Origin of the sequence: Anaerophaga thermohalophila DSM 12881, from assembly GCF_000191885.1 — a bacterium.
Classification (GTDB): Bacteria; Bacteroidota; Bacteroidia; order Bacteroidales; family Marinilabiliaceae; genus Anaerophaga; species Anaerophaga thermohalophila.
This window is the reverse complement of the sequence record NZ_AEWI01000119.1, coordinates 1-9965: the sequence shown is the minus strand read 5'-3', so window position 1 is coordinate 9965 and position 9965 is coordinate 1. Positions and strand designations below refer to the sequence as shown.

General features: G+C 40.8%; 6 protein-coding genes. All 6 read right to left on the bottom strand.

The features are described from left to right. Positions 1-410 precede the first annotated feature (410 nt). The 6 genes from ATH1_RS0116090 to ATH1_RS0116065 all read right to left on the bottom strand — a co-directional run bounded on the left by ATH1_RS0116090 (position 411) and on the right by ATH1_RS0116065 (position 9789). Positions 411-1028 carry a lipoprotein signal peptidase gene (locus ATH1_RS0116090; RefSeq protein WP_010424226.1) on the bottom strand — a complete coding sequence of 206 codons (618 nt, stop codon included), beginning with the start codon at positions 1026-1028 and terminating at the stop codon, positions 411-413. Between the two features lie 476 nt (positions 1029-1504). Then, positions 1505-1882, bottom strand: coding sequence for a TraR/DksA family transcriptional regulator (locus tag ATH1_RS0116085; protein WP_029164178.1), 378 nt, complete (start codon positions 1880-1882; stop codon positions 1505-1507). 79 nt (positions 1883-1961) lie between these two features. Next, complete coding sequence (gene ileS, locus ATH1_RS0116080) at positions 1962-5393, bottom strand: isoleucine--tRNA ligase (protein ID WP_010424223.1); 3432 nt, start codon at positions 5391-5393, stop codon at positions 1962-1964. A 194-nt stretch (positions 5394-5587) separates the two neighbouring features. Further along, positions 5588-6880, bottom strand: coding sequence for an NCS2 family permease (locus ATH1_RS0116075; RefSeq protein ID WP_044115527.1), 1293 nt, complete (start codon positions 6878-6880; stop codon positions 5588-5590). A 12-nt stretch (positions 6881-6892) separates the two neighbouring features. Further along, the gene (locus ATH1_RS0116070) at positions 6893-7588 is read right to left on the bottom strand and encodes a DUF5020 family protein (protein WP_010424219.1); all 696 of its coding nucleotides are present in this window, start codon (positions 7586-7588) and stop codon (positions 6893-6895) included. 545 nt (positions 7589-8133) lie between these two features. Next, positions 8134-9789 (bottom strand): hypothetical protein, encoded by a 1656-nt coding sequence (locus tag ATH1_RS0116065; RefSeq protein ID WP_010424217.1) that lies wholly within the window; start codon positions 9787-9789, stop codon positions 8134-8136. Positions 9790-9965 lie beyond the last annotated feature (176 nt).

The following is a 9965-nucleotide window of genomic DNA, read 5'->3' as shown; positions in this document are numbered from 1 at the left end:
GACTGGAATACAGAATTTTATGATAGCAAGATGACAAGTTGGGTTAAGGCGTTATCAAATTCCCTTTGGTCGTTTCGTTGACAACCAAAAATAATTGCATAACAATCAGTTTAATTCTGATTTGATTTTTCATATAACTTGTTAGTTTCGGTTTATCCAGGTATGGTTAGACCTATTTTATACGGATGAAACGAGCATAACAATGATTGTCACAAAAGGCGATGTATAAACACCATTTAACCTATAGTTATCAAAGGAACCAGAAGCAGGGGACAGATTCTTCGTCGTTACCTCCTCAGAATGACATTTGACAGTCTGTCATTCTGAGCGAAGCGAAGAATCTAACCGCTAATTATCCAACACCAATTAAAGTATGATACATTTAATGGATACAATAACTTAGACTAACTTTATACGGATGAATTCCCGTCTTTAAAAAAACGTTTCTGAAAAATCAGAATGAAGATAATGCCTAACGTTATAGAAGAATCAGCAATGTTAAAAACCGGGCGGAAGAATACAAACTCCTGGCCTCCGATAAACGGGAGCCAATCGGGGTAATGACCCGAAAAAATCGGAAAGTAAAACATATCGACCACACGCCCGTGAAGAAAAGGGGCGTATCCCCCGCCTTCGGGAAATAGTTCTGCGACCTGAGAATAGGAGTGATTAAATATCATCCCGTAAAACATACTATCAATGATGTTTCCGAGGGCTCCGGCCAATACCATACTTACACTTATTATCAGTCCTTTTGGAGCCCCCTTACAGGAAAGTCTGTAGAGGTACCAACCGATACCAACAACTGCTATAATCCGAAAAACACTCAAAAAAATCTTGCCCCAGTTGCCCCCCAGTTCCATCCCAAAGGCCATCCCGTTATTCTCAACAAAATGGATGTAAAACCAGTCTCCAAAAACAGGGAATTCATCACCCAGCATCATCGTGGTTTTGATCCAAATTTTAAGTGCCTGATCTACAATCAGGATTGCTATAATTATCAGTATCGGCGTTTTTAATTTTCCCATCTCATGTTTGTTAGATGATTAGATTAATTGTGATATGTTGACAATTAACATTGAGTCCGGTCTAAAAAGCATCTTTGTTGCCAAACACGTTGTTGTTTTAAATTTTTGCATCCTCATTAACAACAAAGTTAACTCCGGTACAAAAATTTAAAACGCCTTGATTTTGACAAAAATATGCTTTTTATATTGCACTCAACACTGGCACTTTCTGAACAGACACATGATTTTGCTATAACTTTTCCCAACTTTATAGGTACGCACTAATTAGATAATAGATGGCACTCTCCGAACCTCTGCAGGCTCCGAAGGCGAAAACAGATGAAGGGCACTTCGCCAGGCACACTATAAGATTCCCGACCAGCAAGGAGCCGGATATACTCTGCCAGAAAATCAGCAAAATGGACACAACAATCCTTGTACTTCTGAGAAATACCATCCGGACCCCTATGGTGCAACAACTTTAAGCTCAAAACTTTCTATTTCTGTGCTTTTTTAGCTTCAATACTCAGGGTGGCATGCGGAACCGCTCTCAGGCGTTCTTTGGATATCAGTTTGCCGGTTTCGCGACAAATCCCATAAGTTTTATTTTCAATCCGTACCAAAGCAGCCTGCAAATGCTGAATGAACTTTTGCTGACGCTGGGCCAGTTTCCCGGCTTCTTCTTTGGAAAGCACAGCAGCCCCTTCTTCCAGAACTTTAAAAGTGGGAGATGTATCCTGAGTGTCATTACCATCCTCGAGGGTAATGGTATTTCTAAGCAATTCGTAATCGCGTTTTGCTTTTTCGAGCTTTTCAAGAATTATCTCTTTAAATTCCTGCAGCTCTTCATCTGAATAACGGGTTTTTTCTGCCATAGTGACAAAATTTATATATGAGCCCGGCCTAAAAAGCATCTTTGTTGCCAAAACTCACAGGTGATAAAAAAGCGTGTTCTTATATTTTGCTAATTTCCAGCAATGTATTCACATTTTCGTCTATCTCTACGGAGTGAGCATGATTACTGTTACACGAATCGACCAAATTAATCTCCCGCGCCAGTGTTTGCGCTGAAATATATGATTTATGCTTATTTACAGCAGCATCTATTTCACCATTTTTCTGAATATTAATCCTGATCTTATCGGTAACTTCAAATCCACTGTCTTTTCGCAGGTTTTGAATCCGGTTGATCAGCTCCCGTGCAATACCCTCCTCTTTTAGCGCGGGTGTCACATTTATATCCAGAGCAACAGTAATTTTGCCTTCGTTGGCAACCAGCATGCCGGGAATATCTTCATTGATGACTTCTGCATCCTCACGTTGCAATTCCACTTTTTGTCCGTCCACGTTAAGCTCAAACCTTCCGTCAGACTCAAAGCGGGCTATGTCTTCCTGAGTCATCTCACCAAAGGCTTTACTGATGCTCTTCATCATTTTACCATAGCGCGGTCCCAAAGTTTTAAAGTTGGGTTTGATTTTTTTCACCAATACGCCGGTGACATCCCTAAGATACTCAATTTCTTTGATATTGACCTCTGTCATTATCAAATCTTTTACAGCTTCAATTTGTTGCTCAAAATGATCGTCATAAACCGGCAACATTATTTTTTGCAGGGGCTGACGCACCTTAATGTTGACTTTACGGCGCAACGCAAGAACCATGGAGGAAATCTGCTGGGCATACCCCATTCGCTCTTCCAGTGAACTGTCGATATAACTCTCGTCAGCCTTGGGAAAGTCGGTCAGATGAACCGATTCTGCGCTGTGACAACCGGATATCTTATTCAGATCACAAAATAGCCTGTCCATATAGAAAGGCGCAATAGGGGCAGCGAGCATGGCAACTGTCTCAAGCGATTGATATAAAGTCTGGTAAGCAGCGAGTTTATCACGATCGAATGCTCCTCCCCAGAAACGCTTTCTGTTCAGCCGTACATACCAGTTACTCAGGTTTTCTGTCACAAACTCCTGAATGGCACGTCCTGCCCTGGTTGGCTCATAACTATCCAGTGCATCATTAACCTCCTTTTTCAGAGTATTCAGCAGAGAGATGATCCATCGATCAATTTCCGGTCGTTCTGATACCGGCACTTCCTCTTCGGCACCGGTAAAACCGTCGATGTTTGCATACAGTGCAAAAAATGAATAGGTGTTATAGAGCGTACCAAAAAACTTACGCTTCACTTCATCGATACCAGCCACATCAAACTTCAGGTTATCCCATGGCTGTGCATTGGTTATCATGTACCAGCGCAGCGGGTCGGAACCAAACTGTTCGATGGTCTCAAAGGGGTCTACCGCATTACCAAGCCGCTTCGACATTTTATTGCCATTCTTATCGAGTACCAGTCCGTTCGATATGATATTCTTAAATGCAACGCTGTCGAAAAGCATGGTTGCAAGTGCGTGGAGGGTGAAGAACCATCCGCGGGTCTGGTCTACGCCTTCGGCGATAAAGTCGGCGGGGAATTGCAGGCCCCCCGTCGGGGGGTTAAACGGATAATGTGCCTGAGCATAAGGCATCGCTCCCGAGTCGAACCAGACATCGATCAGATCGGGTTCACGATACATGGGTTTTCCCTGTTCCGAGACCAGGATAATATCATCCACGTAGGGCCGGTGAAGGTCTATCCTGCTGTAATTTTCATCACTGAAATCCCCCGGTCTGAAGCTGCCGAACGGATTTTTATCCATAAATCCGGCCTTAACCGAGCGGTCTGTTTCATTCACAAGCTCTTCAACGGAACCAATACATTTTTCCTCTTTGCCATCTTCTGTCCGCCAGATGGGCAAAGGTGTACCCCAGTATCTGGAACGACTAAGGTTCCAATCAACCAGATTCTCGAGCCATTTTCCGAAACGACCCGTTCCGGTTGATGGCGGCTTCCAGTTGATGGTGTTGTTCAGTTCAATCATCCGGTCACGAACAGCAGTTGTACGGATAAACCAGCTGTCGAGGGGATAGTAAAGAACGGGTTTATCGGTACGCCAGCAATGCGGATAGTTGTGAACATATTTTTCAACCTTGAAAGCCTTGTCCTCTTTTTTGAGCATCACGGCCAGATCCACATCAAGGGAAGGATCATCTTCAGTGAGCTTTTCGTCGTAGGCATTTTTCACATATCTCCCTGAAAATTCGCTATAAGCAGCCAAATCTACATGGGTTTTGACAAAGCCCGGGTCCAGATCCTCTATGAGGTATAATTTCCCGGTGCGGTCAACCATCGGCTGCTGCTTACCGTCTTTATCCGTTAACAGCAAGGGAGCAATGCCGGATTCTTTGGCAACCCGGTTGTCATCGGCACCAAATGTCGGGGCAATATGTACTATTCCGGTACCGTCGTCGGTTGTAACAAAGTCGCCGGCAATAACACGGAAAGCATCACCATCGGGCTTAACCCATGGAATCAGCTGTTCATAACGAAGTCCCACAAGTTTTTCTCCGTCGAACTCATCCAGAATTTTATATGGTATTTTTTTATCACCAGGTTTGTAATCTTCCAGTGAAAGGCCGGCACTCTTCGGATCAAAATAGGATGAGAGCAGGTCTTTGGCCAGAACAACAACCAAAGGACTATCAGTATAAGGATTAAAAGTCCTTACTTTTACGTAGCGGATTGAAGGGCTTACTGCCAGTGCCGTGTTAGAAGGTAATGTCCATGGCGTGGTGGTCCATGCCAGGAAAAAAACATCGGCATCGGCATTTTCAAAAAGAAAAGCAGAATCTACGTTTCTGACGACTTTAAACTGAGCGGTGCAGGTGGTGTCTTTCACGTCGCGATAGCATCCCGGCTGGTTCAGTTCGTGGGTTGAGAGACCTGTCCCGGCTGCGGGTGAAAAAGGCTGAATGGTGTATCCTTTGTAAAGAAGGTCCTTCTGGTAGAGTTCTTTAAGCATCCACCACAAAGTTTCAATATACCGGTTATCATAAGTGATATAGGGATGATCCATATCTATCCAGTATCCCATTTTGTGGGTAAGGTCTTCCCACATATCGGTATATTTCATCACATCTTTACGGCAGGCTTCATTGTATTCTTCTACCGAAACAGACTTTCCGATGTCTTCTTTTGTAATGCCAAGCGCCTTCTCCACACCAAGCTCAACAGGTAACCCATGAGTATCCCAGCCGGCTTTACGCTGAACAAAAAAGCCTTTCTGGGTTTTAAAACGACAAATAATATCCTTGATGGTGCGCGACATGACGTGATGAATGCCGGGCATTCCATTGGCGGAGGGTGGCCCTTCATAAAAGACGAAAGAAGGACTTTCTTCTCTGTTGGCAAGACTTTTCTCGAATGTCTTATTCGCTTCCCATTCTTTCAGTACCTCTTTATTTATTTCTGCGAGGTCTAACCCCTTATATTCGGGAAATTTTCTGTCCATTTATTATATCGTTTTGCTTCCGTTTTAAAAAGTTTACAAATATATCGCTTGACTGAAACAAAAGCAAATAGAAAAAACAGAAACAAAAACGCCGGCCGAAAAAACAAGAATTTCCGAACCGGCGTTTAAGAATTAAATCAATGAGGCTATTGCTAAATGTCTCTTTTTGCTAATCTGATTAACGATATATTATCTTAGAAAAAGAACTTCAAAACAAAAAGGAGCGCCAGGATATACATTACCCATGAAACATCTTTCGTTTTTCCTGACAGCAATTTCAATGCAACGTACGACAACATGCCGAACACAATTCCTTCAGCAATGCTATAAGCAAGCGGCATCATAATGATAGTGAGAAATGCAGGGATTGACTCGGTATAATCATCAAAATTGATTTTCAGAATGGGCGACATCATAAAAGAGCCTACCATGATAAGCGCAGGGGCAGTGGCTGCGGCCGGAACCATCAGAAACAGCGGAGACAAAAACAGGGCCAACAGGAACATTCCGGCAGTCGTCAGCGAGGTCAACCCGGTGCGTCCTCCTTCGGCAACGCCTGAAGCACTTTCGACATACGTGGTGACGGTTGATGTTCCGAGCAAAGAACCGACCGTTGTACCCACTGCATCGGCAAACAAGGCCTGTTTGGCTCTTGGCAGCGAGCCGTCCTCTCTGATCATATCCGCCTTTGATGCTACGCCGATCAGTGTCCCCACTGTATCAAACATATCCACGAAGAGGAAAGTGAATAACACAATCAGCATATCAATCGTAAATATGCTTGAGAATTCAAATTTAAAAGCAACGGGTTCGACCGATGGAGGGAGCGTCAGCCATGAACCTTCAGGCAGGTGGGTCACACCCAACGGAATACCGGCAATGGTTGCAGCAAAAATACCAATCAGCAAAGCGCCTCTTACTTTCAGGGCCAACAACACGCCAATCAGCACCAGCCCAAACAAGGTGATCCAGACCGTATGAGCACTCATATCGCCTAAAGTCACGAGGGTAGCATCGCTATTGACAATGAGACCGGTATTCTGCATGCCTATGAAAGCAATAAAAAGTCCGATCCCAACGGAAATGGCATGTTTCAGATTCATCGGGATGGCATTGACAATTACTTCCCTAATATTGAATGCGGTGAGCAAAAGAAAAATAATCCCCTCAAGAAAAACTGCCGTCAGGGCAAATTGCCAGCTGTATCCCATTCCAAGCACTACAGTGAAGGCAAAAAAAGCATTGAGTCCCATCCCGGGAGCAAGTGCAAAAGGTAAGCGTGCCCACAAAGCCATAACAAGAGTAGCGATGACTGCTGAAAGCGTTGTGGCAGAAAAAACGGCACTTTTATCCATGCCGGTGGCCGATAAGATATCGGGATTCACTGCCAGAATATAAGCCATCGTCATGAAGGTGGTAATACCGGCAATAATTTCCGTTCTTACGGTGGTGTTGTTCTCTTTAAGATTGAAAAACTTTTCCAACATATCAACCTGGTTTTAGAAATTCCATTTTACTGCTAAGGTAGGACAAACTTTAAATCCTTTATGTCCGGCAAAATTAGATGCCAACTCAACTTCACTTCCCAAAGAAAGGTGCTCACCGGCATTATACCATATTTGAGGCTCGGTCAGAAATACAAAGTCCGTTGTTTCACCATCAAACACATTTTCCTCTTTCCAGAAATCGGCAAACCCCATAAAAGTAAAATTCTTATTGGCAAAATGAACCGTCCAGACACCGGTTAATTGAAAAGAAGCATCTTCTTTATCGCGAATATATTTATACATTGCCTGAAGGGTTAAAATTCGACTGAAGTCGGGACTATTCCATGTATAATTACCCCCAACCAGCCAGGCATCATTGATCGGATATGCTCCATTAAAAGGTTCTTCCTTAAATTGGCCAAATCCGCCGTTATATTCTACATGAATTTCAAAAGGATTATCCCAGAATTTAAGTCCTCTGGAAATTTCCATATAGGCAAGAGATACCGATTCTCCAGCTTCTGAATCATAATCAAAGTCGACAAAGAAAAATGTACTTCCCCATTTATCGGGCTTAAACATTTCCAGGGTTGTTGTCATGTATCCCCTGTCTTCTCCCATATCGTAGTGAAGCTGAAGATTTTGGGAATAAGCAGTCAGGGCAATAAAGGCTACCAGAAAAACAGTAAAAATTCTTTTCATTTTCATCAGTATAAAATTAGTCTAAGTTATTGGTCTGATGGAACTCGCATGTAAGAGTTTTATACATGTTCTTTTGTGGAAAACTTTGCCATGCTCGTTTCATCCGTATAAAATAAGTCTAAGTTATTGGTCTGATGGAACTCGCATGTAAGAACTTATACATATTCTGATTGTGGCAATCTTTGCCATGCTCGTTTCATCTTAAATCTAATAATCTATTAATCTATTAATCTATTAAGGCAAACCTTCTCATGCTCATTTCACGGTTTAAAATTAAAAAATTGAAGCGCCTAAAATAGAGAAAATTTTTTAACCGACCGGAACTCATCCGTATAAAATTGGTCAAAGTTATTGGTCTGATAGAACTCGCATGCAAGAACTTATACATGTTCTTTTGTGGTAATCTTTGCCATGCTCGTTTCATCTTAAATCTTATATCTAAAAATCTAATAATCTAATAAGACAAACCTTCTCATGCTCGTTTCAAAAGCCTAAAATTCCGCAAAAAACATATAAATTGAGATGTATAAGTACAGTATTAGCTATTTTTATTATTCAGACTGTGGCAAAATCTGAGTTAAATAATAAATTCCCGATAAAGATGAAACAGAATCCACTCTATCCAAATTAAATTTACTAAAAACTTCCTTATGAGTATTTATTAGCATAGAAGCTCTTGAAACTGTAAAAGGCCGATCTACGCAATCAGTATAGACAGATTTCCCGGAAGCTAACGTTTTTCTTATGAACGACTCTATTCCTTCATTGTCCTCAAATGTTTCAATAAACAGAAGATTTTCGAAAACGGGTGAATCATTATAATATTCAACCATATTTCCGATGCGCGGACGAAGAAACAGAATGTAAACATCCTCATTGTTATTGCTATCCGAATTATCCAAAATGAATTCAGCAACCATTTTGTCTCCATTCACATCTTTTACAGACATTGGAATTAAGCCAAATGAAAGATTCCAAATTAACAGCCCTGCTACTAAATAAAATAATGCTTTATGTTCATCCGTATATAATTTACTTAAGTTATTGTTCGAATGGAACTCGCCTGATTGAGTTTTATACATGTTCTTGTGTGACAAACTTTTTGTCATGCTCGTTTCGTTCTTTATAATTCCTGACAAAATAATTGCAGTCAAAAATGGAAACATAACCATAAATTCTGCATTCCCATGAGAAATAAATGCAAACACAAGGTGGAGGATAAAAGCAATGACATGCGCGTAAACAAAGACTGACTTCAATCCCACAGAATACAATTTTAATCTTCTAAAAGCAAAAGTTGATTGAATGAAAGCAAAAATGCAGAACGCAAAAATGCAGATGGCTAACCAACTCTCTTTTAAAATATTGAACATATATCCATGAACCTGAATAAAGGTTCTGATAAAACTAACCGGAGTTAAAAGAAAATTCTTTGAATTAACAGAAAATTCTGCTACACCTGCATGGTAATCATAAAAAACAAACTGTAACAATCCGTCAAAAGAAAAAGGATTATTTTGATAAAATACAAAAACAAACAAATAGACAACCGGAACAATAATAGCAGGCAAGGAATAAACTAATAAAAGCCTTAACGACTTTGTCTTTAATATTAAAGCGATTAAAATCCCTAACCACCAAAAAACATGAATCTGATGAATCAATGCAGCAAATGCAGCGAAAAGACCAGCAAGAAACAGAAAAAATTTTTTATGGTTTGACAAATATTTAAGAAGCCATAGGCTACCTGATAATGAAAAACAAACAGGCAATATATATACTTCATTTTCAGTAGAAAAGCGCATGACTGCCCAGGAAGAACCAACCAAAAAAATCCATAATATTTGTTTTACAACATCTACGCCCCGTATGTTCAATATCTTTTCCAACAGAAACAATGAGACAGCTCCGGCCAAACCATTCATCACCTTTAGCACCAAAAGTGTATCTGCATCACTAAAAAAGTGAACAAACTTAACCCACAGAAACCCGATAAAGTTATAGAGTAAATGATGAGGAAGAAATAATTTTTCACCCTCTCTAATCATATAAGCAATGCCATATCCATCAATTGAACTGACTTTTACAGGTAAGAAACAATAAATGAGAAAAAAGAAAAGAGGAACCAATGAAGGAATAAAAGTGTATTTATTAATGGCTGAATTAAAATACCTATCGTTCATCTTTACTATTAAAGATATGTCCATAAAGTACCATTTGCTGTGTCACGATTACTGCCAAAATACTATTTAAAAAAGTAAACTCCGTATTTCGCCGCTTCAACAGCCTTGCAACCGGCACTTTCTGAACAGACACATGATTTGTTACAACATTTCCTGACTTTATAAAAGGGCACTAATTAAAGATATATCTCACCTCGCTT

What these genes read in the sequence shown, in the direction of transcription:
- ATH1_RS0116090 (WP_010424226.1), bottom strand. Translation starts at nt 1,028, where the DNA reads ATGGGAAAATTAAAAACGCCGATACTGATAATTATAGCAATCCTGATT.
- ATH1_RS0116085 (WP_029164178.1), bottom strand. Translation starts at nt 1,882, where the DNA reads ATGGCAGAAAAAACCCGTTATTCAGATGAAGAGCTGCAGGAATTTAAA.
- ileS (WP_010424223.1), bottom strand. Translation starts at nt 5,393, where the DNA reads ATGGACAGAAAATTTCCCGAATATAAGGGGTTAGACCTCGCAGAAATA.
- ATH1_RS0116075 (WP_044115527.1), bottom strand. Translation starts at nt 6,880, where the DNA reads ATGTTGGAAAAGTTTTTCAATCTTAAAGAGAACAACACCACCGTAAGA.
- ATH1_RS0116070 (WP_010424219.1), bottom strand. Translation starts at nt 7,588, where the DNA reads ATGAAAATGAAAAGAATTTTTACTGTTTTTCTGGTAGCCTTTATTGCC.
- ATH1_RS0116065 (WP_010424217.1), bottom strand. Translation starts at nt 9,789, where the DNA reads ATGGACATATCTTTAATAGTAAAGATGAACGATAGGTATTTTAATTCA.